Annotated in this window: 24 protein-coding genes; 4 read left to right on the forward strand and 20 right to left on the reverse strand. The window is 63.2% G+C overall.

The genetic code is table 11. The features are described 5' to 3' along the window. Nucleotides 1–148: 148 nt before the first annotated feature. From LXM55_RS16695 to ccoN (LXM55_RS16765), 15 genes are all read right to left on the reverse strand, one after another. A complete protein-coding gene (locus LXM55_RS16695; protein ID WP_233321384.1) occupies nt 149–832 on the reverse strand; it encodes a sulfite exporter TauE/SafE family protein in 684 nt (227 codons plus the stop codon). Next, nucleotides 825–1,055, reverse strand: coding sequence for a cbb3-type cytochrome oxidase assembly protein CcoS (gene ccoS / locus LXM55_RS16700; protein WP_233321385.1), 231 nt, complete (start codon nt 1,053–1,055; stop codon nt 825–827). The genes LXM55_RS16695 and ccoS overlap by 8 nt, the downstream gene beginning before the upstream one ends. A gap of 21 nt (nt 1,056–1,076) precedes the next feature. Then, entirely contained in the window at nt 1,077–3,527 is a 2,451-nt protein-coding gene (locus LXM55_RS16705) for a heavy metal translocating P-type ATPase (protein WP_233321386.1), read from the reverse strand. A gap of 97 nt (nt 3,528–3,624) precedes the next feature. Beyond that, nucleotides 3,625–4,161: a FixH family protein gene (locus tag LXM55_RS16710; protein WP_233321387.1), complete on the reverse strand. Its 537-nt coding sequence runs from the start codon at nt 4,159–4,161 to the stop codon at nt 3,625–3,627. A gap of 11 nt (nt 4,162–4,172) precedes the next feature. Beyond that, nucleotides 4,173–5,588, reverse strand: a complete 1,416-nt coding sequence (gene ccoG, locus LXM55_RS16715) for a cytochrome c oxidase accessory protein CcoG (RefSeq protein ID WP_233321388.1) — start codon at nt 5,586–5,588, stop codon at nt 4,173–4,175. Nucleotides 5,589–5,792: 204 nt separating this feature from the next. After that, nucleotides 5,793–6,203 (reverse strand): type II toxin-antitoxin system VapC family toxin, encoded by a 411-nt coding sequence (locus tag LXM55_RS16720; RefSeq protein WP_233321389.1) that lies wholly within the window; start codon nt 6,201–6,203, stop codon nt 5,793–5,795. After that, entirely contained in the window at nt 6,203–6,457 is a 255-nt protein-coding gene (locus LXM55_RS16725; protein ID WP_233321390.1) for a type II toxin-antitoxin system Phd/YefM family antitoxin, read from the reverse strand. Before LXM55_RS16725 ends, LXM55_RS16720 begins: the two co-directional genes overlap by 1 nt. Before the next feature lie 158 nt (nt 6,458–6,615). Beyond that, nucleotides 6,616–7,593: a cytochrome-c oxidase, cbb3-type subunit III gene (gene ccoP, locus LXM55_RS16730; RefSeq protein WP_047284937.1), complete on the reverse strand. Its 978-nt coding sequence runs from the start codon at nt 7,591–7,593 to the stop codon at nt 6,616–6,618. Continuing rightward, nucleotides 7,590–7,775: a CcoQ/FixQ family Cbb3-type cytochrome c oxidase assembly chaperone gene (locus tag LXM55_RS16735; protein WP_011060239.1), complete on the reverse strand. Its 186-nt coding sequence runs from the start codon at nt 7,773–7,775 to the stop codon at nt 7,590–7,592. The genes ccoP (LXM55_RS16730) and LXM55_RS16735 overlap by 4 nt, the downstream gene beginning before the upstream one ends. Nucleotides 7,776–7,780: 5 nt before the next feature. After that, nucleotides 7,781–8,389 (reverse strand): cytochrome-c oxidase, cbb3-type subunit II, encoded by a 609-nt coding sequence (gene ccoO / locus LXM55_RS16740; protein ID WP_011060240.1) that lies wholly within the window; start codon nt 8,387–8,389, stop codon nt 7,781–7,783. Further along, nucleotides 8,389–9,831 (reverse strand): cytochrome-c oxidase, cbb3-type subunit I, encoded by a 1,443-nt coding sequence (gene ccoN / locus LXM55_RS16745; RefSeq protein WP_011060241.1) that lies wholly within the window; start codon nt 9,829–9,831, stop codon nt 8,389–8,391. Before ccoN (LXM55_RS16745) ends, ccoO (LXM55_RS16740) begins: the two co-directional genes overlap by 1 nt. A 495-nt stretch (nt 9,832–10,326) precedes the next feature. Next, entirely contained in the window at nt 10,327–11,271 is a 945-nt protein-coding gene (ccoP, locus tag LXM55_RS16750) for a cytochrome-c oxidase, cbb3-type subunit III (protein ID WP_233321391.1), read from the reverse strand. Then, nucleotides 11,268–11,498, reverse strand: coding sequence for a cbb3-type cytochrome oxidase subunit 3 (locus tag LXM55_RS16755; protein ID WP_016967269.1), 231 nt, complete (start codon nt 11,496–11,498; stop codon nt 11,268–11,270). The genes ccoP (LXM55_RS16750) and LXM55_RS16755 overlap by 4 nt, the downstream gene beginning before the upstream one ends. Before the next feature lie 3 nt (nt 11,499–11,501). Beyond that, a complete protein-coding gene (gene ccoO, locus LXM55_RS16760) occupies nt 11,502–12,110 on the reverse strand; it encodes a cytochrome-c oxidase, cbb3-type subunit II (protein WP_011060244.1) in 609 nt (202 codons plus the stop codon). 10 nt (nt 12,111–12,120) lie between these two features. After that, complete coding sequence (ccoN, locus tag LXM55_RS16765) at nt 12,121–13,545, reverse strand: cytochrome-c oxidase, cbb3-type subunit I (RefSeq protein ID WP_233321392.1); 1,425 nt, start codon at nt 13,543–13,545, stop codon at nt 12,121–12,123. A gap of 99 nt (nt 13,546–13,644) precedes the next feature. Between ccoN (LXM55_RS16765) and LXM55_RS16770 the strand changes: the two genes are divergently transcribed. Continuing rightward, entirely contained in the window at nt 13,645–14,346 is a 702-nt protein-coding gene (locus LXM55_RS16770; RefSeq protein ID WP_233321393.1) for an alpha/beta family hydrolase, read from the forward strand. Between the two features lie 68 nt (nt 14,347–14,414). Here LXM55_RS16770 and LXM55_RS16775 read toward each other — a convergent pair whose 3' ends face one another. The 3 genes from LXM55_RS16775 to acnA all read right to left on the reverse strand — a co-directional run bounded on the left by LXM55_RS16775 (nt 14,415) and on the right by acnA (nt 19,910). After that, nucleotides 14,415–15,980, reverse strand: coding sequence for a methyl-accepting chemotaxis protein (locus LXM55_RS16775; protein ID WP_053150094.1), 1,566 nt, complete (start codon nt 15,978–15,980; stop codon nt 14,415–14,417). A gap of 218 nt (nt 15,981–16,198) precedes the next feature. Further along, nucleotides 16,199–16,990, reverse strand: a complete 792-nt coding sequence (locus LXM55_RS16780) for a CPBP family intramembrane glutamic endopeptidase (protein WP_233321394.1) — start codon at nt 16,988–16,990, stop codon at nt 16,199–16,201. Between the two features lie 178 nt (nt 16,991–17,168). After that, nucleotides 17,169–19,910 (reverse strand): aconitate hydratase AcnA, encoded by a 2,742-nt coding sequence (gene acnA, locus LXM55_RS16785; protein WP_233321395.1) that lies wholly within the window; start codon nt 19,908–19,910, stop codon nt 17,169–17,171. Nucleotides 19,911–20,118: 208 nt separating this feature from the next. On the opposite strand from acnA, the gene rlmM reads away from it, so the two are divergent. Together rlmM and tusA are read left to right on the forward strand one after the other, a co-directional pair. Further along, nucleotides 20,119–21,192 carry a 23S rRNA (cytidine(2498)-2'-O)-methyltransferase RlmM gene (gene rlmM / locus LXM55_RS16790; RefSeq protein ID WP_233321396.1) on the forward strand — a complete coding sequence of 358 codons (1,074 nt, stop codon included), beginning with the start codon at nt 20,119–20,121 and terminating at the stop codon, nt 21,190–21,192. 137 nt (nt 21,193–21,329) lie between these two features. Beyond that, nucleotides 21,330–21,581, forward strand: a complete 252-nt coding sequence (gene tusA / locus LXM55_RS16795) for a sulfurtransferase TusA (RefSeq protein ID WP_233321397.1) — start codon at nt 21,330–21,332, stop codon at nt 21,579–21,581. Here tusA and LXM55_RS16800 read toward each other — a convergent pair. Next, nucleotides 21,578–22,987 (reverse strand): MATE family efflux transporter, encoded by a 1,410-nt coding sequence (locus LXM55_RS16800; protein WP_233321398.1) that lies wholly within the window; start codon nt 22,985–22,987, stop codon nt 21,578–21,580. The genes tusA and LXM55_RS16800 overlap by 4 nt on opposite strands. Nucleotides 22,988–23,177: 190 nt before the next feature. On the opposite strand from LXM55_RS16800, the gene pdxB reads away from it, so the two are divergent. Then, nucleotides 23,178–24,320: a 4-phosphoerythronate dehydrogenase PdxB gene (gene pdxB, locus LXM55_RS16805; RefSeq protein WP_233321399.1), complete on the forward strand. Its 1,143-nt coding sequence runs from the start codon at nt 23,178–23,180 to the stop codon at nt 24,318–24,320. Nucleotides 24,321–24,397: 77 nt separating this feature from the next. Here the strand turns inward: pdxB and LXM55_RS16810 are convergent, their stop codons facing one another. After that, nucleotides 24,398–24,577: a PA1571 family protein gene (locus tag LXM55_RS16810; protein ID WP_011060254.1), complete on the reverse strand. Its 180-nt coding sequence runs from the start codon at nt 24,575–24,577 to the stop codon at nt 24,398–24,400. Between the last annotated feature and the right edge of the window lie 32 nt (nt 24,578–24,609).

The following is a 24,609-nucleotide window of genomic DNA, read 5'->3' on the forward strand; positions in this document are numbered from 1 at the left end:
GCGGGAATTCCCCCGGATAGGCTGGCAGTGTTCGCGAGTCTAGGAGGTTCGGGCTAGGGCCATCTTGACTTGTATCAAGGGTGTTCGGGAGCTGCTGGGGTAGTGCCGACGGGGCGTACGGGCCCGGTTGCCGGGCTCGGCCCCAGGGTCAGTGGCCCATCAGCCAGTGCTGATGAGGACCGGGCAGGGTCCAGATGCCAAAGAGCATCACCAGCACGCCGCCGGCCATGCGTACGCTGCGTCGGCGCAGCAGGGCGGTGATCCGTTCCGCCGCCAGCCCGGTGGCCAGCAGCACGGGCCAGGTCCCCAGGCCGAAGGCGAGCATCAACAATGCGCTATCCAGGGCACTGCCCTGGCTCGCGGACCACAGCAGGGTGCTGTACACCAGGCCGCAGGGCAGCCAGCCCCAGAGCGCGCCCAGGAGCAATGCGCGGGGCAGGCTGGAGACCGGCAGCAGGCGGCTGGCCACCGGCTGGATATGCCGCCACAGCCCCTTGCCGAGCCCTTCGATGCGGGTCAGGCCGCTCCACCACCCGGCCAGGTACAGGCCCATGGCAATCAGCAGCAGCCCGGCCAGTATGCGCATGAACAGCGCTGCCGGGCTGTTGGCCACCGCCCAGCCGGCCAGGCCCAGCAGCAGGCCGGCCAAGGCATAGCTGAGGATGCGTCCGAGGTTGTAGGCCAGCAGCAAGCGCAGGCGTCGGCTGCGTTGTTCCTGGGGAATGGCCAGGGTCAGGGCGCCCATCAGTCCGCCGCACATGCCCAGGCAGTGGCCGCCGCCCAGCAGGCCGAGAATCAGTGCCGAGACCAGCAGGGGGGCCAGTTCAAGCATGGGGCGGTTCCGATTTCCTGGCCGGGTCGGCTTCGCTTGCCGGTTGCCCCTTGGCCTCATCCACCGCGGCGGTGTGGCTCGGGTCCTGGTCATCGAACAGGATGCTGTGGGCCGGGCCGTCGAGATCGTCGTACTGGCCGCTGTCCACGGCCCAGAAGAAGATATAGATGGCGACGGCCACGATCAGCAGGGCCGCGGGGATCATCACGTAAAGAGCAGGCATCTGGTCTCCAGGCCCGGCGGCTCAGGCCGGCAGCGGGCGGGTTGCGGGGGTATCGGCGCTGTCGGCCAGCCGCGGCATGCGGGTCAGGCGCAGGGCATTGAGCACCACGGTCAGGGAACTGATGGACATGCCGACCGCTGCCCACACGGGGGTGATCCAGCCGAGGGCGGCGAACGGCAGCATCAGGCCATTGTACAGGCCTGCCCAGAGCAGGTTCTCGATGATCACCCGGCGCGTGCGTCGGGCCAGGCTGAAGGCTTGCACCAGGGCATCCAGGCGATTGGACAGGAGCACCGCGTCGGCGCTGGTCTTGGCCAGGTCGGTGGCCGAGCCCATGGCGACACTGATGTCGGCGGCGGCCAGCACCGGCACGTCGTTGACCCCGTCGCCGAGCATCAGCACCTTGCGCCCCTGCTGATGCAGCTGTTGCAGCACCTGCAGCTTGTCATCCGGGCGCAGGCCGCCACGGGCCTCGTCGATCTGCAGCTCGGCGGCGACACTGGCGACCATCGGCGAGCTGTCCCCGGACAGCAGCAGGGTGTGCCAGCCACGAGCCTTGCAGGCCGCCAGCAGGGCCGGAGCATCGCTGCGCAGGCGGTCGTCGAGTACCAGCCAGGCGAGGGCCCCCTGGTTGTCTCCCAGCAACAGCCACTGGCCGGCTTCTTCGGGCATGCTCGGCACCGCGCAGCCGCTGAGCTCGCAGACGAACGCTGGCTGGCCGATGCGCAGGCGCTGGCTGCCGACTCGGCCTTCCAGGCCCAGGCCCGGGCTGCTGGTGACGTCCTCGGCGGCCACCGGGGCGCGGCCGAAGGCTCGGGCAATCGGGTGCTCGGAACGGTTTTCCAGGGCGGCGGCGAGGCTCAGGCAGTCGTTGCTGGACAGGGCCCCCAGTGGCCTTATGGAACGCAGTGCCAGGCGCCCTTCGGTGAGGGTGCCGGTCTTGTCGAAAATCACGGTGTCGATCTGGTTCAGGCCTTCCAGCACGTGACCGCGGGTTAGCAGCAGGCCGAGTTTGTGCAAGGTGCCGGTGGCGGCCGTGAGCGCAGTGGGTGTTGCCAGGGACAGTGCGCAAGGGCAGGTCGCCACCAGCATCGCCAGGACGATCCAGAAGGCGCGCGAGGCGTCCAGCTGCCACCACAGCAGGCCAATGGCGGCGGCTGCGATCAACGAGAACAGCAGGAACCACTGGGCGGCGCGGTCGGCGACTTCCGCCAGCCGGGGTTTTTCCGCCTGGGCGCGGTCCAGCAGGCGGACGATGGCGGACAGCCGGGTGTCCTGGCCCAGGGCCTGGACTTGCACGGTCAACGCGCCTTCGACGTTCAGGGTGCCGGCAGTGACCTGGTCGCCGAGGCCGCGAGGCTGCGGCAGGTACTCGCCGGTGAGCAGGGACTCATCGATGCTCGACTGGCCGTCGAGGATCTTGCCGTCCGCCGGCAGCACCGCGCCAGGATGCACCAACACCCGGTCGCCCAGGCGCAGCTCGGTCAGCAGGATGCGCTCGCTCTGCCCGTCTTCATCCAGGCGCAGGCAGGAGGCGGGCAGCAGGTTGACCAACTGGGCGGTGGCCGCCGCGGTACGTTCCCGCGCCCGCCGCTCGAGGTAGCGCCCGGCGAGGAGGAACAGGGCAAACATGCCCACGGCGTCGAAGTACAACTCGCCGACGCCGCTGATGGAGGTCCAGATACCCGCCAGGTAGGCCCCGCCGATAGCCAGCGAGACCGACACGTCCATGGTCAGGTGGCGGGTGCGCAGGTCACGCATGGCGCCCTTGAAGAACGGCGCGCAGCTATAGAAGACGATGGGCGTGGTCAGAAACAGTGCAACCCAGCGCAGGATCGTATGCAGCTCGGGGCTCAGGTCGATGTTGAATTCCGGCCAGGTGGCCATGGTCGCCATCATCGCCTGGAACCACAGCAGCCCGGCGACCCCCAGCTGGCGCAGTGCCAGGCGGTTTTCGCTGGCCAGTTGCTCCGAGGCGCGGTCCGGCTGGTATGGGTGGGCCGCGTAGCCGATGTGGCGCAGCTCGCCGAGGACCTGGCTCAGGGGCAACTGGCTGTCGGCCCAGCGCACGTGCAGTCGGTGATTGGACAGGTTGAGTCGGGCTTCGGCCACCGCCGGTAGGCTGCGCAGGTGTTTTTCGATCAGCCAGCCGCAGGCGGCGCAACTGATGCCTTCCATGAGCAGGGTGGTTTCCGCCAGTTCGCCTTCATGGCGGACGAAGGGCTGCTGGACGTCGGCGCGGTCGTACAGGGCCAACTCGTCCAATAGTTGCACGGGCAAGGCTTCGGGGTTGGCGGAGGCTTCGCTGCGATGGCTGTAATAGTGTTCCAGGCCGCCGGCGACTATGGCTTCGGCCACCGCTTGGCAGCCGGGGCAACAGAACTCCCGGGGCTCACCGAGCACGACGGCGGTGAACCGGCTACCGGAGGGAACCGGCAGGGCGCAGTGGTAGCAAGGCAGTGGCGTGGTCATCGGCAGTCTTTGTGATTGGGGAAAAACTCATCGCCGGCGCACCGGCTCCGCTGCGGGGCAGGGGAGCGGCGGGCCGGCGATGTACGGCGGGTGTTGATCAGTTCAGGTCTTCCGCGCCCTGCAGCGGTTCGTCGCCCAGCAGCAGGTCCTTGTCGTGGCTGACCTGTTCTTCTTCGAACATGCGCCAGGTCTTGTCACCTTCAACGCCGAGCAGCTCGACGAAGCGCCGCCCTTCGACCTGGTCGGTCAGTTGGCCGATGTAGCGACCGTGTTCGGTTTCGCTGCGGGTCAGGGTGATCTTGCGGTCCTTTTCCGGCTGGGTCGGCGAGATCAGGTTCAGTTCCAGGGTCTTGGGCTGGCTGTCACCGCTCAGGCGCAGTTCGACTTCGCCGGTCAGCGCGTCGAGGTGCACATTGGCACGCATCTTCAGGGTCTGGGCCAGCAGCTCGCGGTCCAGGGAGCGGTTGATGCCCTTGCCGGCCTCGTAGTAGTTGTCGTTGACCAGGTTGTCCGGGTTGTTCACGGCGATGGTCACCATGGACAAGGTCAGGGTCACCGAGCAGGCGAGGATGCCAATGATGATCCAGGGCCAGAGATGCTTGTACCAGGGGCTTGTGGCGGTGGCTGTGGACATAGTCACTTCTCTTAACGAATTTGTGGGCCGATGAACCGGCTCTTGGCTTCAACGTGGACGCTGTCATCGTCGGCATCCTTGAGGATGAACTTCACCTCGTTGGTGGTCGATGGCAGTTGTTCTGGAGCAATCGACAGCTCCACCGGCATGCTGACGATATCGCCGGCCACCACATGGATCTCGCGCTTGCCTTGCAGCTTCAGGTCCGGCAGGCCGGCGGCATCCAGCACATAGGTGTGGTCGCGCTGGTCCTTGTTCATGATCTTCAGGCTGTAGACGTTCTCGATCCGGCCTTCGGCGTTCTCGCGGTACAGCACCCGGTCCTTGCTGACATCGAAGCCCACCAGCGGGCGCAGGAGGAATGCGGTCACCAACAGGCTGATCATGGTCAGCAGCACCAGGGCATAACCGATCAGGCGCGGACGCAGTTTATGGGTCTTCTGTCCGGAGAGGTTGTGCTCGGTGGTATAGCTGATGAGCCCGCGCGGGTACTCCATCTTGTCCATGATGCTGTCGCAGGCGTCGATACAGGCCGCGCAGCCAATGCATTCGATCTGCAGGCCGTCGCGAATGTCGATGCCGGTGGGGCAGACCTGGACGCACATGGTGCAGTCGATGCAGTCACCCAGGCCCTGTGCCTTGTAGTCGGCGCCTTTCTTGCGCGGGCCACGGCTTTCGCCACGGCGCGGGTCGTAGGAGACGATCAGGGTGTCTTTGTCGAACATCACGCTCTGGAAGCGCGCATAGGGGCACATGTAGATGCACACTTGTTCGCGCAGCCAGCCGGCGTTGCCGTAGGTGGCCAGGGTGAAGAAACCGACCCAGAAGTACGACCAGCCATCGGCCTGGCCGGTGAAGAAGTCGATGACCAGTTCGCGGATCGGCGAGAAGTAGCCGACGAAGGTCATGCCGGTGACGAAGCCGATCAGCAGCCAGAGGCTGTGCTTGCTGAGCTTGCGCAGGAACTTGTTGGTGCTCATGGGCGCTTTGTCCAGCTTGATGCGCTGGTTGCGGTCGCCTTCGGTGACCTTTTCGCACCACATGAAGATCCAGGTCCAGACGCTCTGCGGGCAGGTGTAGCCGCACCAGATACGTCCCGCATAGACGGTGATGAAGAACAGGCCGAACGCGGCAATGATCAACAGGCCCGAGAGCAGAATGAAATCCTGGGGCCAGAAAGTGGCGCCAAAGATGAAGAATTTACGTTCCGGAAGGTTCCACCAGACAGCCTGGTGGCCGCCCCAGTTGAGCCACACGGTGCCGAAGTACAGCAGGAATAATCCAGCGCCGCCGAGCATGCGCAGATTGCGGAACAGGCCAGTGAAGGCGCGGGTGTAGATTTTTTCCCTGGAGGCGTAGAGATCGACGCTGTTGGTCGCGTTTTTGGCAGGCGGGGTAACGTCTTGTACGGGAATCTGGTTGCTCATCATTGCATCCCACGGCAGTGGAAAAATGCCTCGGTCAGTACGTGCCGACCGCGGTCAAAAGGGGTGTTGCAGTGGCGCAATGATACGCCTGTAGCTCTAGTGCAAGGGTGCGACCTTTGGTCGCGTTGGGGGAAATCAACTGATGGTGTAATGACTTGAATCAATTGACTTGTGAATTATGGACCCATTTGTACTCCGCGCCGTTCAATTCTTCCATGGGTTGAGCAGGCGTACGCCACAGGCCTCGAAGTCCTTCACGTTGCGGGTAACCAGGGTCAAACCATGGACCAGGGCGGTTGCGGCAATCAGTGCAGCGCATTCATTGCTGCGGTCCGGGACATGCAGTTGGGCGCAGCGCAAGGCCACGGCACTGTCGATGGCCAGGATGCGGCCGGCGAAGGCGGGAAGAACCCGGCGCTCCAGCCAGTTGCGCAGTAGGGTGCCCTGATCCGGGGCGCGCCGCTCCACCCGCAGAATGCCCGTTTCCAGCTCTAGCACCGTGATCGCCGAGAGGAACAGGCTGGTGGGCGCGATGCCGTGGGCCCAGGTCTTGACCCCATGATTGGCCTTGGGTTTGCGCAGCTCGGAGATGACGTTGGTGTCGAGCAGGAACATCAGGACAGATCTGTTTCGCGTGGAGTGATCACTGCGCGCTCCGTGGTGAATTCGATGTCTTTGGCTTCCGGCATCGCCAGCATCTCGACGATGCTCAGGTTCAGGCCGCTGAGTTTCTGGTACTCCTCAATGCTTAGCAGTACATGGGTTGGCTTGCCACGCTCAGTGATGATGACCGGCCCTGTAAGCGCGGCTTTTTTGGCACCGCTTGTGTCCTGGTTGAACTCGCGGCTGGAAAGGGTGGTGATGGTCATGGTGGGCACCTGCTTGAAGCACTCAATATAGGAGCGTTACTACCTGGTTGCCGCCAAGAGCAATCTTCTGCCGGGGCAAACCGATGTAAGGCATAAACAAAACGGCCCCGCCAATTCTCATTGGCGGGGCCGTCGGGTGTTGCTTTCAGGCGTCGGTCTTACTCGGCGTCGGCCTGCTTGTCACCGTGGGACAGGCTGTAGACATAAGCCGCCAGCAGGTGAACCTTGTCGTTGCCTTGCAGTTGTTCCTGCGCAGGCATCACGCCTTGACGGCCGTAACGAATGGTCTGCTGCAGTTGTGCAAAGCTCGAACCGTAGATGAAGGCTGCCGGGTGAGTCAGGTTGGGCGCGCCCATGGCTGGGGTGCCTTTGCCTTCCGGACCATGGCAGACCGCGCAGTTGGCGGCGAACAGCTTCTGCCCATTGACCGGGTCGGCCTTGATGCCTTCAGGCAATTTGCGGCCGTCGAGGTTGGTCAGGACATAAGCGGCAACGTCGCTGACGCCTTGTTCCTTGATCACGTCCAGCCAGGCCGGCATCACCGCGTGGCGACCGCCCATGATGGTGGTCTTGATGGTTTCCGGCTCGCCGCCCCAGCGCCAGTCGGCGTCGGTCAGGTTGGGGAAGCCATAGGCGCCCTTGGCGTCGGAACCGTGGCAGACCGAGCAGTTGGAAGCGAACAGGCGACCGCCCATTTTCAGGGCTTGCGGGTCCTTGGCGACTTCCTCGATAGGCATGGCAGCGTACTTGGCGAAGATCGGACCGAACTTGGCGTCCGACTTGGCCATTTCCTTTTCCCACTCGTGCACGCCGGTCCAGCCGGACTGGCCGTTGGCGAACGGGGTCTGCTTCTCGTTATCGAGGTAGTTGTAGCCGGGTAGAACACCTTTCCAGTTGCCCAGGCCCGGGTACAGCACCAGGTAACCCAGGGCGAAGACGATGGTGCCGACAAACAGCATGAACCACCATTTCGGCAGCGGGTTGTCGTACTCCTCGATCCCGTCGAAGGAGTGGCCGACCGTCTCGTCGGTCTGCTCGGCGCGCTGGCCCTTGCGGGTCGACAGTAGCAGCCAGGTCAGGGCGAAGATGGTACCCAGACTGAGGACTGTGACGTACAGACTCCAGAACGTAGTCATTCTTTGTTACTCCTAGAAGCTTGCTCGACGTGCTTGATGGCGTCGGGATCATCCGCGAACGGCAGCAAGGTTGCGTCTTCAAACTCGGACTTGCGCTTGGGGCTGAACACCCAGAGCGCCAAACCGATGAAGGCCACCATCACAACAAGGGTGCCCAGGCCACGAATCATCCCGATATCCATCTAGATCACCGTTTGCTTTTGATGATGGTGCCCAGGCCTTGCAGATAGGCCACCAGCGCGTCCATTTCGGTTTTGCCCTTCACAGCATCCTTGGCGCCGGCGATGTCTTCGTCGGTGTAGGGGACGCCGAGCGTGCGCAAGACTTCCATTTTCTTCGCGGTGTCTTTGCCGTCGAGCTTGTTTTCTACGAGGAACGGATAAGCCGGCATCTTCGACTCGGGGACCACGTTGCGCGGGTTGTACAAGTGCGCACGCTGCCAGTCATCGGAGTAACGACCGCCCACTCGGGCCAGGTCCGGACCGGTACGCTTGGAACCCCACAGGAACGGGTGGTCCCAGACGCTTTCACCGGCCACCGAGTAGTGGCCATAACGTTCGGTTTCAGCGCGGAACGGGCGGATCATCTGCGAGTGGCAGCCGACACAGCCGTTGGCGATGTACACATCGCGGCCTTCCAGTTCCAGCGCGGTGCGCGGCTTCATGCCTTCCACCGGCTTGTTGGTGACGTCCTGGAAGAACAGCGGGACGATCTGGGTCAGGCCGCCGATGCTGACGGCGATGACCATGAAGAAGGCCAGCAGGCCAATGTTCTTCTCGACTACTTCGTGCTTCATCAGTGAGCTCCAACTACAGCGATCTGAGCGGCGGCTTCAGCTTCAGCCGGGTTCGAGGCGCGAACGGTGCGGAACACGTTGTACGCCATGATCAGCATGCCGGTGGCGAAGAACGCACCGCCCAGGGCGCGGACGATAAAGCCCGGGTGGCTGGCTTGCAGCGCTTCGACGAAGGAGTAGGTGAGGGTGCCGTCATCGTTGATTGCACGCCACATCAGGCCCTGGGTAATGCCGTTGACCCACATCGAGGCGATGTACAGCACGGTACCGATGGTAGCCAGCCAGAAGTGGGTGTTGATCAGGCCGATGCTGTGCATCTGCTGACGACCGAAGACTTTCGGGATCAGGTGATACAGCGCGCCGATGGAGATCATCGCTACCCAGCCCAGAGCGCCGGCGTGTACGTGGCCGATGGTCCAGTCGGTGTAGTGCGACAGCGAGTTGACGGTCTTGATGGCCATCATCGGGCCTTCGAAGGTCGACATGCCGTAGAACGCCAGGGACACCACCAGGAACCGCAGGATCGGGTCGGTGCGCAATTTATGCCAGGCGCCCGACAGGGTCATCATGCCGTTGATCATGCCGCCCCAGCTTGGCGCCAGCAGGATGATCGACATGGCCATGCCCAGGGACTGAGCCCAGTCCGGCAGCGCGGTGTAGTGCAGGTGGTGCGGACCGGCCCAGATGTACAGGGTGATCAGTGCCCAGAAGTGCACGATGGACAGGCGATACGAGTAGATCGGACGCTCGGCCTGCTTGGGTACGAAGTAGTACATCATCCCCAGGAAGCCGGTGGTCAGGAAGAAGCCCACGGCGTTGTGGCCGTACCACCACTGGATCATCGCGTCAGTCGCACCGGCGTAGGCCGAGTAGGACTTGAAGAAGCTGACCGGCAGGGACGCGTGGTTGACGATGTGCAGCATCGCGGTCACCACGATGAAGGCACCGTAGAACCAGTTGCCGACGTAGATGTGCTTGGTCTTGCGCTTGGTGATGGTGCCAAAGAACACCAGGCCGTAGGTGACCCAGACGATCGCCAGCAGGATAGCCAGGGGCCATTCCAGTTCGGCGTATTCCTTGGTGGTGGTGTAACCCAGTGGCAGGGTCACGATCGCGCCGACGATCACCGCTTGCCAACCCCAGAAGGTGAAGGCCGCGAGGCTGTCGGAAATCAGTCGCGTCTGGCAGGTTCGCTGCACGACATAGTAAGAGGTGGCAAACAATGCACATCCACCGAAGGCGAAGATCACCAGGTTGGTGTGCAGCGGGCGCAGGCGTCCAAACGTCGTCCACGGCAGACCGAAATTCAACTCCGGCCATACCAGTTGTGAGGCGATGAAGACACCGAGCCCCATGCCAAGGATCCCCCAGACCACCGTCATGATGGCGAACTGGCGGACTACCTTATAGTTATAAGCAGTCGGACTGATTGCTGTGCTCATTCTAAGGTTCCACGGTTTGGGTGTTTTATTAGGGATAAAAATCGGCCGCAAGTATGGAGAAAGCAGGGGGTCATTGCAACGCGCCATGACCTGGGTCAATGCGTTCCATGCCTGATTCTGCGGCCTTTCCCTATGCCGAGTAGGGACAAAAATATGCCCTCGGACAGGCTGTCGCCGTGGACAGGATTCGGGCGGTGTCAGGTTGGTTGTAACCGGGTGCGTGGAAGCTGGCGGATCAGCTGACAGGCGGTAAACGAGTCGACAGCCGGTATAAACCAGCCTTTGCGGCCTGTCATCGAGCAGAAGCTTCGAACTTCACGGATACCGTTGGCCTGTGACCAGCCCTTGCCAGTCCCCATCGGGGCAAGCTTAGTCCTGAATCAGATGAGTGCAAACGAAGGGGAGGAGAGGGTGCGACACTTGGTCGCAAAGAGGCAGGGAGAAAGCTTCAAGCGGCAAGCTGCAAGTGAAATCTCGCAGCTTGCCGTGGACCTTTTACTGCTCGCTTGCAGCTTGAGGCTTGTTGCTGTTGTGGGACAGGCTGTAAACGTAGGCGGCCAGCAGTTGCACCTTGTCATTGCCGAGCAGCTCGCTCTGCGCTGGCATGTGGCCCTGGCGACCGTGACGGATGGTCTGCTGCAGTTGCGCCAGGCTGGTGCCGTAGATGAAGCCGGCCGGCTGGGTCAGGTCGGGCGCGCCCATGATCTGGGTGCCCTTGCCGTTGGCGCCGTGACAGGCTACGCAGGTGGTGCTGAACGCTTGCTGTCCGGCCACCAGGTCGGCGTCGCTGTCGGCAGGCAGAGGCAGGCCGGCCAGTTCGTGACGGACATAAGCCGCCACGTTCTTCACGCCTGCTTCCTTGAGCACTTCACCCCAGGCCGGCATGGCAGCCATGCGGCCGCCCATGATGGTGGCCTTGATGGTGTCGGCACTGCCGCCCCAGCGCCAGTTGTCGTCCGCCAGGTTCGGGAAGCCGAAGGCACCCTTGGCGTCAGAGCCGTGGCAGACCGAGCAGTTGGAAGCGAACAGGCGTCCGCCCATCTTCAGCGCTTGCGGGTCCTTGGCCACTTCTTCCACGGGCATGGCTGCGAATTTGGCGAAGATCGGACCAAACTTCACGTCCGCCTTGGCCATTTCCTTTTCCCATTCCTTGGTCTGGGTCCAACCGTCTTCATAGCCCGGCAGGATGCCTTTCCAGTTACCCAGGCCCGGGTAGAGGATCAGGTAACCCACGGAAAACACCAGGGTCCCGGCGAACAGCAGGAACCACCATTGCGGCAGGGGGTTGTCGTACTCCTCGATGCCATCGAAGGCGTGGCCCATGGTCTGGTCGACACTGCCCTTGGTCTCGCCCTTGCGGGTGCCGACCAGCAGCCAGGTCAGGCCGATCAGGCTGCCAATGGTCAGTACGCAGATCCACGTACTCCAGAAGGTGGTCATGGCCGAATGCTCCTTGTTGCAGGCTCTTGAGGTTGAGCGTCATCAGTTGTGTTGCCGGCCGGTGCCGCGCCCGGCATCGGGTCATCGGCGAAGGGCAGCAGGCGTGCCTGGGCAAACTCGGGGTTGCGTTTTGAGTTGAACACCCAGATCGACAGGCCGACGAAGGCGATCATCACCACCAGGGTCCCGAGGCCGCGGATCATGCCGCTATCGAGTTCAAAACCCATGGCTCACCTCTTGCTCTTGATCGAAGTGCCAAGCACTTGCAGGTAGGACACCAGGGCGTCCATCTCGGTCTTGCCCTTGAGCGTGGCAGTGGCGCCGGCGATGTCTTCGTCGGTGTACGGCACGCCGAGGGTGCGCATGACCTTGAGCTTGGTTTCGGTGTGGCTGCTGTCTACCGGCGCGGTCACCAGCCATGGGTAGGCCGGCATCTTCGACTCAGGCACGACGTTGCGCGGGTTGTACAAGTGCGCGCGGTGCCAGTCATCCGAATAACGACCGCCAACCCGGGCCAGGTCCGGACCGGTACGCTTGGAACCCCACAGGAACGGGTGGTCCCAGACGCTCTCACCGGCTACCGAGTAGTGGCCATAGCGTTCGGTTTCAGCGCGGAACGGACGGATCATCTGCGAGTGGCACTGTACGCAGCCTTCGCGGATGTAGATGTCGCGGCCTTCCAGTTGCAGCGCGGTGTAGGGCTTCATGCCTTCCACCGGCTTGTTGGTGACGTCCTGGAAGAACAGCGGGACGATCTGGGTCAGACCGCCGATGCTCACCGCGAAGACCATCAGCAGCATCAGCAGGCCGACGTTTTTTTCAATCGTTTCGTGTTTCATTGCGAACTCCTCAGGCCATCTGCGCAGCGGCGTTGACATCGGCTGGCACGGCGGCACGTACGGTGCGCCAGGTGTTGTAAGCCATCAGGAACATGCCGCTGAGGAAGATCGCACCACCAACCAGTCGCACGATGAAGCCTGGGTGGCTGGCCACCAGGGTTTCGACGAAGGAGTAGGTGAGGGTGCCGTCTTCGTTGACCGCACGCCACATCAGGCCCTGGGCGATGCCGTTGACCCACATCGACGCGATGTAGAGCACGGTGCCGATGGTGGCGAGCCAGAAGTGGGTGTTGATCAGGCCGACGCTGTACATCTGCTCGCGGCCGAAGACTTTCGGGATCAGGTGGTACAGCGCGCCGATGGAGATCATCGCTACCCAGCCCAGAGCGCCGGCGTGTACGTGGCCGATGGTCCAGTCGGTGTAGTGCGAGAGGGCGTTGACGGTCTTGATCGCCATCATCGGACCTTCGAAGGTCGACATGCCGTAGAACGCCAGGGACACCACCAGGAACCGCAGGATCGGGTCGCTGCGCAGCTTATGCCAGGCGCCCGACAGGGTCATCATGCCGTTGATCATGCCGCCCCAGCTTGGCGCCAGCAGTACCAGCGACATCACCATGCCCAGCGACTGTGCCCAGTCCGGCAGCGCGGTGTAGTGCAGGTGGTGCGGGCCGGCCCAGATGTACAGGGTGATCAGTGCCCAGAAGTGCACGATGGACAAGCGATAGGAGTACACCGGACGCTCGGCCTGCTTGGGTACGAAGTAGTACATCATCCCCAGGAAGCCCGCGGTCAGGAAGAAGCCCACGGCGTTGTGGCCGTACCACCATTGCACCATCGCGTCGGTCGCACCGGCATACACCGAGTAGGACTTGGTGAAGCTGACCGGCAGCTCCAGGTTGTTGACGATGTGCAGGATGGCCACGGTGATGATGAAAGCGCCGAAGAACCAGTTACCCACATAAATGTGTTTGGTCTTGCGCTTCACCAGGGTGCCGAAGAACACGATGGCGTAGGCCACCCAGACAATGGTGATCAGAATGTCGATCGGCCATTCCAGTTCGGCGTACTCCTTGGAGCTGGTGTAGCCCAGTGGCAGGCTGATAGCCGCCAGGAGGATCACCAACTGCCAGCCCCAGAAGCAGAACGCGGCGATTTTCGGCGCGAACAACTGGGTCTGACAGGTGCGTTGCACCGAGTAGAACGAGCTGGCAAACAGCGCGCAGCCGCCAAAGGCGAAGATCACGGCGTTGGTGTGCAATGGACGTAGACGGCCGAAGCTGGTCCACGGTAAGTCGAAGTTGAGTTCGGGCCAGACCAACTGGGCAGCGAGAAAAACCCCGAGCCCCATGCCGACGATGCCCCACACCACCGTCATAATGGCGAATTGGCGGACCACCTTGTAGTTGTAGGCGGTACTGATAGAAGTGTTCATGGTTCCCCATCCACGGTTCAGCTGAAGTGAAAGCGACTGCGCACGGCAAGGCGCGCTCACTTCGTCTGGAGTTATAGGCAGACTAAAAGCGAGGCAAGCATGAGCAATGAGCACAAGGCCAGTATTGACGGGGATCAATGGGCGCAGTGCGTGCAGGAACGGGGCTGGTTATGGGAGGTCGCCGCTGTTGCCGACCCGTTGCAGGCACCGACGCTGATTCTGGCCCACGGTGCCGGCGCGCCGATGGACAGCGGGTTCATGAACGACATCGCTGTACGCCTTGCCAGGCATGGGGTGAACGTCTTGCGCTTCGAGTTTCCCTACATGGCCCAGCGGCGCCTGGACGGCGGCAAGCGGCCGCCCAACCCGGCGGCGAAACTCCTGGAGTGCTGGCGCGAGGTGCATGCGCGGGTGCGACCTTATGTCACTGGGGTCCTGGCAGTGGGTGGCAAGTCCATGGGCGGGCGCATGGCCAGCTTGCTGGTCGATGAGTTGGCGGCCGATGCCCTGGTGTGCCTGGGGTATCCCTTCTATGCGGCCGGCAAGCCGGAGAAACCGCGAGTGGCGCACCTGGCCGAACTGGCGACGCCGAGCCTGATCGTGCAGGGCGAGCGTGACGCCCTGGGCAATCGCCAGGCAGTCGAGGCCTACTCACTGGCACCGAGTATCGAGCTGTATTGGCTGGCGGCCGCCGATCACGATCTCAAGCCCCTGAAGGCCTCGGGTTTCACCCATGAGCAGCACCTGGAGTCTGCGGCGCTCAAGGTCGCCGGATTTCTGAACGGCGTCCCGTCCTCATAGGAGCGGGATTGCGGGCATAAAAAAACCGGAAGCCAAGGCTTCCGGTTTTTTGTCGCCAGTCGAAAGACTCAGCGGTTGAAGCGCTCCACCAGCGAGTACTGGGTATGTGCAGTGCGGGTCAGGGCTTCGCTGAGTTCGGCCGAGTGCTGGGCCTGCTCCGAAGTCTGGTCCGCCAGTTGCGCAATGGTGCTGATGTTGCGGCTGATCTCTTCGGCCACCGAGCTTTGCTCTTCGGTAGCGGCAGCGATCTGGGTGGTCATGTCGGTGATGTTGGCCACCGCTTCGCTGATGCCCACCAGGGCCTGGTCGGCTTCCAGCACCCGTGCCACGCCTTCTTCGGCTTGGCGATGACCGGCGTCCATGGTCTGCACGGCGGTGGCTGCGGTTTGCTGCAGCTTGGCGATCAGGGTGTGGATCTGCCCGGTGGACTCGCTGGTGCGTTGCGCCAGCTGGCGCACTTCATCGGCGACCACGGCGAAGCCGCGACCCATTTCCCCGGCTCGCGCCGCTTCGATGGCAGCGTTCAACGCCAGCAGGTTGGTCTGGTCGGCGATGCCCTTGATCACATCCACCACGCCGCCGATCTCGTCGCTGTCCTTGGCCAACTGGGTCACGGTCAGGCCGGTTTCGCCCACCACCACCGACAGGCGCTGGATGGCTTCGCGGGTTTCCCCGGCGATGTCCCGGCCACGGCCGGTGAGACGGTTGGCTTCCTGGGTGGCGTCGGCGGTGCGTTGCACGTGGCTGGCCACTTCCTGGGTGGTGGCGGCCATCTGGTTGACCGCGGTGGCCACCTGTTCGGTCTCGACCCGCTGACGTTCCAGGCCGCTGGAGCTGTTGTGGGCCAGGGTGTCGGACTGGCGGGCCTGCTCGTTGAGGTGCTCGGCCGTGTCCTGCAAGCGGGTCAGGCAGGTCTTCAGGCGTGCTTCCTGGCTCAGGATCGACATTTCCAGGCGCGCCTGGGCGCCGCGGCTGTCGGTATACATCTGGGCGATCAGCGGGTCGGAGGTGGTCTGCTCGGCCAGGCGCAACAGGCGCTTGAGGCCGCGTTGCTGCCAGCTCAGGCCCAGCAGGCCCAGCGGCACCGAAAGCGCGGCGGCCAGGGCGAAGCCCCAGTGGGAGTTGAGCCAGGCACCGATCATGAAGCTCAACTGGCTGACCAGAATGAACGGCAGCCAGTCCTGCAGCACCGGTAGCCACTTGTCACGCTTGGGAATGGCCGACTTGCCGGTGTTGATGCGTTGGTAGAGGGCCTCGGCGCGGCGTACCTGTTCGGCGGTGGGTTTGACCCGTACCGATTCGTAGCCCACCACCTGGCTGCCTTCGAAGACTGGCGTTACATAGGCGTTGACCCAGTAGTGGTCACCGGTCTTGCAGCGGTTCTTGACGATGCCCATCCATGGCAAGCCTTGTTTCAAGGTGCCCCACATGTGCGCGAACACTGCTGCCGGTACATCGGGGTGACGGACCAGGTTGTGCGGTGCGCGAACCAGTTCTTCACGGGAGAACCCACTGATCTCGACAAAAGCGTCGTTGCAGTAGGTGATCACGCCTTTGGCGTCGGTGGTGGAAATCAACCGTTGTTGAGCCGGGAAGGTACGTTCGCGCTGAGTGACAGGCTGGTTATTACGCATGGCTTTTTCGATCCGCAAGGCTTTGATGGGTTGTCGGCCGCTTCAACCGATTATTGAAATTATTTTTCAATAATCGGCTCTGGGTCTCATTGGCAGAATGTGTCGCTTGCAAAAAACGCCTGCGGCTTTCAGCTGGCGTTGGCGAGGGGCTAATCATTGACCTTCTTCCTTGGCAGTCAATACTTCTGAAGTACTGGTTTGGCTAAATGACCGGCCGTTTATCCGGCCAGCATCGGGTAGGTGAACAGGCCGAAATGCAGTAGGTTGAGACCGAAGTGAGTGGCGATTGCCGCGCTCAGGCCGCCAAAGCGATAGGCCAGACCGTAGCCGACCCCGGCGATGCTCGCCAGTAGGGTCCATTGCCACCCTGCGCCCAGGTGGACCAGGCCGAACAGCAGGGCTGCGCATACTAGCGCCAGGTTCTCGCCATGGGGCAGCGCCTTGAAGCGTCGGCTCAGGCCACCCTGGATATAGCCACGGAACAGCGCTTCCTCCACCAGCGTCACCAGCAGCAGGTTGTTCAGCACCCACAGCCAGGCCTGATCAGGCCATTTGGGGGCCCAGCTGATGATCCCCAGCAGCAGTGCGCCACCCAGCGCAGCCACTGCGCACAGGGTCAGGGCCACGGCGGTGGCATACAGCGACAGGCGCAATGAGCGCCGCCCGATAATCCACGGGCACACCAGCAGCAGCCAGAAACCGATCAGCGGCTTGTCTTGGTTCAGGTACATGGAAAACGGCACGGCATCGTCAGTAAAGCGTTGTGGGTCGATGGCCCGGCCATTGTAGAAGCCAGGCAGCCAGTGCATGGCCAGGGCCAGGGCCAGCACCACGAACAGGCCGTGGCCCAGGTACTGGCCGACCCGGCTGCGTTGCTGGCGCACGGCAAAGCCGGCACAGAGCAGGAGGAGGATCGAGAGGGCGGCCAGCAGCCCCAGTTGCCCGTAGCTGAGAGCCAGTGCGTAGCCAATAGAAAGGAGTGCCAGATACATCCATGGCAAAGCGGTCATGTGGAATCCTTGTTGCAAAAAAGAAAGGGGTGTTGCAGAGACGTCGTACAGCGCCGGATCTGTAGTCGCTTTTGCGACCGGCGGGTCAGCCGGCGGGTGGCAAGTATAACCAGCTGAGTTTTGTTCGACAGCCCGACGAAAAACACCGCCCTAAGGCGGTGTCTGGTTTCGTTGCGGATCAGGATGCAATCAGTTGGCGCAGCACGTAGTGCAGGATCCCGCCGGACTTGAAGTACTCCACTTCATTCAAGGTGTCGATGCGGCACAGCACGTCGATCTTTTCCTGGCTGCCATCCTCGCGGGTGATCACCAGGGCCAGGTTCATCCGCGGCATCAGCTCGGCGCCGCTGAGGCCGAGAATGTCCAGGGTTTCCTTGCCGGTCAGCTTCAGGCTCTTGCGGTTCTGATCGAGCTTGAACTGCAAGGGCAAGACCCCCATGCCCACCAGGTTGGAGCGGTGGATGCGCTCGAAGCTTTCGGCGATCACCGCCTTGACCCCAAGCAGATTGGTGCCCTTGGCTGCCCAGTCGCGGCTGGAACCGGTGCCGTACTCCTGGCCGGCGATCACCACCAGCGGCGTGCCGTCGGCCTGGTAGCGCATGGCCGCGTCATAGATCGCCAGCTTCTCGCCGGTGGGGATGTACAGGGTGTTGCCACCTTCCTCGCCACCGAGCATTTCGTTGCGGATGCGGATATTGGCGAAGGTGCCGCGCATCATCACTTCGTGGTTGCCGCGCCGTGAGCCGTAGGAGTTGAAGTCCCGCGGCTCCACGCCCTTGTCGCGCAGGTAGCGGCCGGCCGGGCTGTCGGCCTTGATGTTGCCGGCCGGGGAGATGTGGTCGGTGGTCACCGAATCCCCAAGCAAGGCCAGTACCCGGGCGCCGCTGACATCCTTGATGGACGGCAGTGGGCCGGCGATGCCATCGAAGAACGGCGGGTGCTGGATATAGGTCGAGTCGTCCTGCCAGACATAGGTGGCGGCCTGCGGCACTTCGATGGCTTGCCACTGCGCATCCCCGGCAAACACTTCGGCGTATTCCTTGTGGAACATCCGGGTGTTGACCTGGGCCACGGCGTCGGCGATTTCCTTGCTGCTGGGCCAGATGTCCCGCAGGTACACCGGCTGGCCGTCCTTGCCCTGGCCCAGCGGTTCGCTGCTGATGTCGATGCGCACCGTGCTCGCCAGGGCGTAGGCCACCACCAGCGGCGGCGAGGCCAGCCAGTTGGTTTTCACCAGCGGATGCACCCGGCCTTCGAAGTTGCGGTTGCCGGACAGCACCGAGGCCACGCTGAGGTCGGCCTGCTGGATGGCTTTCTCGATCGGCTCCTGCAGCGGGCCGGAGTTGCCGATGCAAGTGGTGCATCCATAACCCACCAGGTCGAAGCCCAGCTGATTCAGGTATTGCGTCAGGCCCGCGGCCTTGTAGTAGTCGGTCACTACCTTGGAGCCCGGGGCCAGGGAGCTCTTGACCCAGGGTTTGCGTTGCAAGCCTTTTTCCACGGCTTTCTTCGCCACCAGGCCGGCGGCCATCATTACGCTGGGGTTGGAGGTGTTGGTGCAGGACGTGATGGCCGCGATCACCACCGCGCCGTTTTTCAGGCGGTAGGTCTGGCCTTCGTATTGGTAGTCGGCTTCGCCCACCAGGTCGGCGTTGCCGACGGCAACGCCACCACCGCCTTCGCTTTCCAGGCGGCCTTCTTCCTTGCTGGTGGGCTTGAACTGCAGGTCGAGGAAGTCAGTGAAAGCCTGGGCCACGTTGGGCAGTGCAACCCGGTCCTGTGGCCGTTTTGGTCCGGCGAGGCTGGCTTCGACGCCGCCCATGTCCAGCGCCAGGCTGTCGGTGAATACCGGCTCCTTGCCCGGCAGGCGCCACAGGCCCTGAGCCTTGCTGTAGGCCTCCACCAGTTTCACCAGCTCGCTCGGACGCCCGGACAGGCGCAGGTAATCCAGGGTGATGTCATCCACCGGGAAGAAGCCGCAGGTGGCGCCGTATTCCGGTGCCATGTTGGCGATGGTGGCGCGGTCCGCCAAGGGCAGGTCGGCCAGGCCGTCGCCATAGAACTCGACGAATTTTCCGACCACGCCTTTCTTGCGCAGCATCTGGGTCACCGTCAGCACCAGGTCGGTGGCGGTGATGCCTTCCTTGAGCTTGCCGGTGAGCTTGAAACCGATGACTTCGGGAATCAGCATCGACACCGGCTGGCCGAGCATGGCTGCCTCGGCCTCGATCCCGCCCACGCCCCAGCCGAGTACGCCGAGGCCGTTGATCATGGTGGTGTGCGAGTCGGTGCCCACCAGGGTGTCGGGGAAGGCGTAGGTGCGACCGTCTTCGTCCTTGGTCCAGACCGTGCGTCCCAGGTATTCCAGGTTGACCTGGTGGCAGATACCGGTGCCCGGCGGTACCACGCTGAAGTTGTCGAAGGCGCTCTGGCCCCAGCGCAGGAAGGCATAGCGTTCACCGTTGCGCTGCATCTCGATGTCGACGTTCTGTTCGAAGGCGCTGCTGCTGGCGAACTTGTCCACCATCACCGAGTGGTCGATCACCAGGTCCACCGGCGACAGCGGGTTGATCCGTTGCGGATCACCGCCGGCCTTGGCCATGGCGGCGCGCATGGCGGCCAGGTCGACCACCGCCGGCACGCCGGTGAAGTCCTGCATCAGCACCCGGGCCGGGCGGTACTGGATCTCGCGGTCGGAGCGGCGCTCCTTGAGCCAGGCGGCGAGGGCCTTGAGGTCGGCGCCGGTGACGGTCTTGTCGTCTTCCCAGCGCAGCAGGTTTTCCAGCAGGACTTTCAGCGACATGGGCAGGGCGTCGATATCGCCCAGGCTCCTGGCGGCGTCCGGCAGGCTGAAATAGTGGTAGGTCTTATCGTCGACCTTCAGGGTTTTAAGGGTTTTCAGGCTATCGAGGGATGGCATTGAATGACTCCTTGTGGCCCGCACGGCTACGGACCTGTGATACGGACAGAGAGTTAACCTAGCTCTGTTTGGGGCTTATGGCTAATCACTGGACTGCTGGCTCAAGTCCAAGGTTCCGAACTCGGTTATCATGCGCCGGTTTTCGTGACAGGCTTTGCTACAGGGCAGGTTTGCGCATCGATTCATCGCCAATTGCCCAGGAGATTCAATGAACACCCTGTTTATCCATTGCCGGCCCGGTTTCGAGGGCGAAGTCTGCTCCGAGATCGCCGATCACGCCGCCCGGTTGAATGTCGCCGGCTACGCCAAGGCCAAGCCCAGCACCGCCTGCGCCGAGTTCATCTGCACCGAGGATGACGGCGCCCAGCGCCTGATGCAGGGCCTGCGCTTCTCGGAGCTGATCTTTCCCCGGCAGTGGGCCCGGGGCGGTTTCATCGATTTGCCGGAAACCGACCGCATCAGCGTGATCCTGGCCTACCTGGCCAACTTCCCGCAGTGCGGCAGCCTGTGGCTGGAAGTGGTGGATACCAATGACGGCAAGGAACTGTCGAACTTCTGCAAGAAGTTCGAAGCGCCGCTGCGCAAGGCCCTGAGCGCTGCCGGCAAGCTGGTGGACGATGCCGCCAAGCCGCGCTTGCTGCTGACCTTCAAGAGTGGCCGTGAGGTCTTTGTCGGCCTGGCGGATGCCGGTAACTCGGCGATGTGGCCCATGGGCATTCCGCGGCTGAAGTTCCCCCGGGAGGCGCCGAGCCGCTCGACCCTGAAGCTGGAGGAAGCCTGGCACCATTTCATTCCCCGGGAGCAATGGGATGAGCGCCTGCATGGCGACATGACCGGCGTCGACCTGGGGGCCGCTCCCGGTGGCTGGACCTGGCAACTGGTCAACCGTGGCATGCTGGTGACCGCTGTCGACAACGGCCCGATGGCCGAAAGCCTGATGGACACCGGCCTGGTGCAGCACTTGATGGCGGATGGTTTTACCTACAAGCCCAGGCAGCCGGTGGACTGGATGGTCTGCGACATCGTCGAGAAGCCGGCGCGCAACGCGGCGCTGCTGGAAACCTGGATTGGCGAGGGGCATTGCCGCGAAGCGGTGGTCAACCTGAAGTTGCCGATGAAGCAGCGTTACGCCGAAGTGAAGCGTTTGCTGGAGCGCATCGAAGAGGGCTTCAAGGCCCGGGGCATTCGCGTGGCGATTGGCTGCAAGCAGCTGTACCACGACCGCGAGGAAGTCACTTGCCACCTGCGGCGCCTGGACCAGAAAAAAACCAAATCGGCATAGCGATCGAAACACCGCGCGATTCCCTGCAGGAGCTGGCAAGCCAGTTCCTGCAGGACGGTGGGGACGTTATAGCGACGGCAACAGATGAACCGATGGCGGCGTTGCGCGACAATGCCGGCCAGTTTCAGGAGTGATTCATGAGTCAGATTATCGATACGCCGGTTGACGGCACCCTCGACGCCACCGGCCTCAACTGCCCGGAGCCGGTCATGATGCTGCACCAGCACATTCGCGACTTGGCGCCGGGCGGCCTGTTGAAGGTGATTGCCACCGACCCCTCCACCCGCCGCGACATTCCCAAGTTTTGCGTGTTTCTCGACCATGAACTGGTGGCGCAGCAGGAAGAGGCGGGCACCTACCTCTACTGGATTCGCAAGAAGCTCGATTAACTCGCCGCGCGGCTGGTGCGGATCTGCTTGCGCGCGCTGCGGGTCAGGCGGATCGACAGCATCAGCGCCGCGCAGCTCAAGCCGACAATCAGGCCTTCCCACAGGCCGCTCGGGCCGCGCGCAGGGCCGAACCAGTCGGTCAGGCCCAGGGCGTAACCCACTGGCAAGCCAATTCCCCAGTAGGCGAACAGGGTCAGGATCATGGTCACCCGGGTGTCCTGATAGCCGCGCAGCGCGCCGGCTGCCGTGACCTGGATGCCGTCGGAAAACTGGAACAGCGCCGCATACACGATCAGCATCGACGCCACCTGGATCACCATCGGGTCGGTGGTATAGATGGTGGCGATGGGCTCGCGCAGGAAGAACATCAGGCTCGCCGAGAGGCAGGCGTAGGCCAGTGCCGTGGCCATGCCGACGCCGGCACTGAAGCGCGCATTGCGCGGTTGCTGGCGGCCCAGGGCCTGGCCGACCCGCACGGTCACCGCCATGGCCAGGGAGTAGGGAATCATGAACATCAGGGCGCTGACGTTGAGGGCGATCTGGTGCCCGGCCACCACCGTGGCCCCCAGGCTGCCGATCAACAGGGCGATGACCGCGAAGATGCTCGATTCGGCGAACACCGCGATGCCAATCGGCAGGCCGATGCCCAGCAAGCGCCCGATCATCGCCCCTTGCGGCCAGTCGAAGCGGCTGAACAACTGGATCTTGCGGTAGGCCGGCGCCCAGCGAATCCACGCGGCCATGCCCAGCATCATGGCCCACATCACGATGGCCGTGGCCCAGCCGCAGCCGACGCCGCCCATGGCCGGCACGCCGAAGTGGCCATAGATGAAGATGTAGTTGATGGGAATGTTCAGGGCCAGGCCACCCAGGCCTATGACCATGCTCGGTACCGTGCGGCCCAGGCCATCGCTCAAGCAGCGCAGCACGTAATAGAGCGCCACCGCCGGCAGGCCACTGGCAATCCCGTGCAGGTAGCCCATGCAGGGCTTGATCAGTTCCGGGTCGACCTTCATCAGGTGCAGCACCGGCTCGGCGCAGATCAGTATCAGCAAGGCGCAGATCCCGGCCACCACGGCCAGCCACAGCGCCTGGCGCACCAGCGGACCGATCTCCTGCAGTTTGCCGGCGCCGAAGCGCTGCGCCACCTTGGGCGTCGTGGCCAGCAGGGTGCCGGTCATCAGTAGGAACACCGGAATCCAGATCGAGTTGCCCAGCGCCACCGCCGCCAGGTCTCGCGGGCCGACCCGGCCGGCCATGACCGCATCGACAAAGCCCATGGCGGTGGTTGCCACCTGGGCAATCATGATGGGCATCGCCAGCACCAGCAGGTCGTACAGCTCGCGGCCGACCCGGGCAGGGCGGCTGGTGGTCGTGGCGGCGGGGGAGTGGTTCACGGAATTCACGGGGCGTTGCGTCCATAGGTGGTGTTGCGCAGGACGCGACAGTCTACGCGCTGACACCCCGGTCAGGAAAAAATCCAGTGTTGTCGATTTGTAATCGACGGGGCCGGTGAAAATGCCCGGTCGCGCGCATGCCGTGCTGGCTCGCCCTGTCATCTGCGCCTACACTGCGGCTCCGCAAGAGGAGCCTGCCATGTTGATTGTTGCCGACGAAAATATCCCCCTGATCGAAGAGTTCTTTGCCGGTTTCGGCGAGATCCGACGCTTCCCCGGGCGTGCCATCGATCGGGCGACCGTGGCGCAGGCGGATGTGTTGCTGGTGCGCTCGGTGACTCAGGTCGACCGCCAGTTGCTCGACGGCAGCCCGGTGCGGTTTGTCGGCACCTGCACCATCGGCACCGATCACCTGGACCTGGACTACTTCCAGCAGGCCGGAATCACCTGGTCCAGTGCGCCAGGGTGCAATGCCCGGGGCGTCGTGGACTATGTGCTGGGCAGCCTGCTGACCCTGGCCGAGATCGAAGGCGTGGACCTGGCGCAGCGTTGCTACGGCGTGGTCGGTGCCGGCGAGGTGGGTGGGCGCCTGATCAAGGTGCTGCGCGGCCTGGGCTGGAACGTGCTGGTCTGCGATCCGCAGCGGCAGGCGGTGGAGGGCGGTGATTACGTCAGCCTGGAGCAGTTGCTGGAACGTTGCGATGTCATCAGCCTGCACACGCCGCTGACCAGAGCTGGGGAGCATGCCACCTGGCACCTGCTGGATCGGCAGCGGCTGAACCAGCTCCGGCACGGCACCTGGCTGATCAACGCGGCCCGTGGCCCGGTGGTGGACAACCAGGCCCTGCGTGAAGTGCTGCGCCAGCGCGAAGACCTGCAGGCGGTGCTGGATGTCTGGGAGGAGGAGCCGACGGTGGACGGCGCTCTGGCGGATCTTTGCGTACTGGCGACGCCGCATATCGCCGGTTACAGCCTGGACGGCAAGCAGCGCGGTACGGCACAGATCTACCAGGCCTATTGCCGCTTCCTCGGGCAGGCCGAACAGGTCAGCCTGTCGGCCTTGCTGCCGGCGCCCTGGGTGCCGCAGGTCAACCTGAATGCCAATGCGGATCCGGCCTGGGCCCTGGCGATGATCTGCCGGGCGGTCTACGACCCGCGCCGCGACGATGCGGACTTTCGCCGTAGCCTGTCGGACGATGTCGACAAGCAACGCAGTGCCTTCGATGGTCTGCGCAAGCATTATCCGGAGCGCCGCGAGATCGAAGGCCTGCAAGTGCGAATCCAGGGCGAGTCGGCGGCCTTGAGCCAGATTGTCCAGGCCTTGGGCGCCAGGGAAGTCTGAGCCTGTTCGCCGTATACGAATGGCGCGGATAAAAAACCCGGCCGCAAGGCCGGGTCAAGAGGACGTGAGGCTATGTGTCAATCTTGCCGAGCAGGCTTGACCAGTCGCTTTTCCAGTTCGCGGCAGGCGTTCTGGATCATGTCTTCAGTAATAGGTACTTCGCGACCCTGAGCGTCGATGATGGCACACCCCAGAGACTGGTTTGGCTGGGTACGGATTACTTGAATCTTGTCATTGCTGCTGTGTTGCAAGGACATGGCCTGTCTCCTCATCAGGTTGTGTGCTTACT

The sequence above is a fragment of the Pseudomonas sp. Au-Pse12 genome, from assembly GCF_021341665.1.
Classification (GTDB): domain Bacteria; phylum Pseudomonadota; class Gammaproteobacteria; order Pseudomonadales; family Pseudomonadaceae; genus Aquipseudomonas.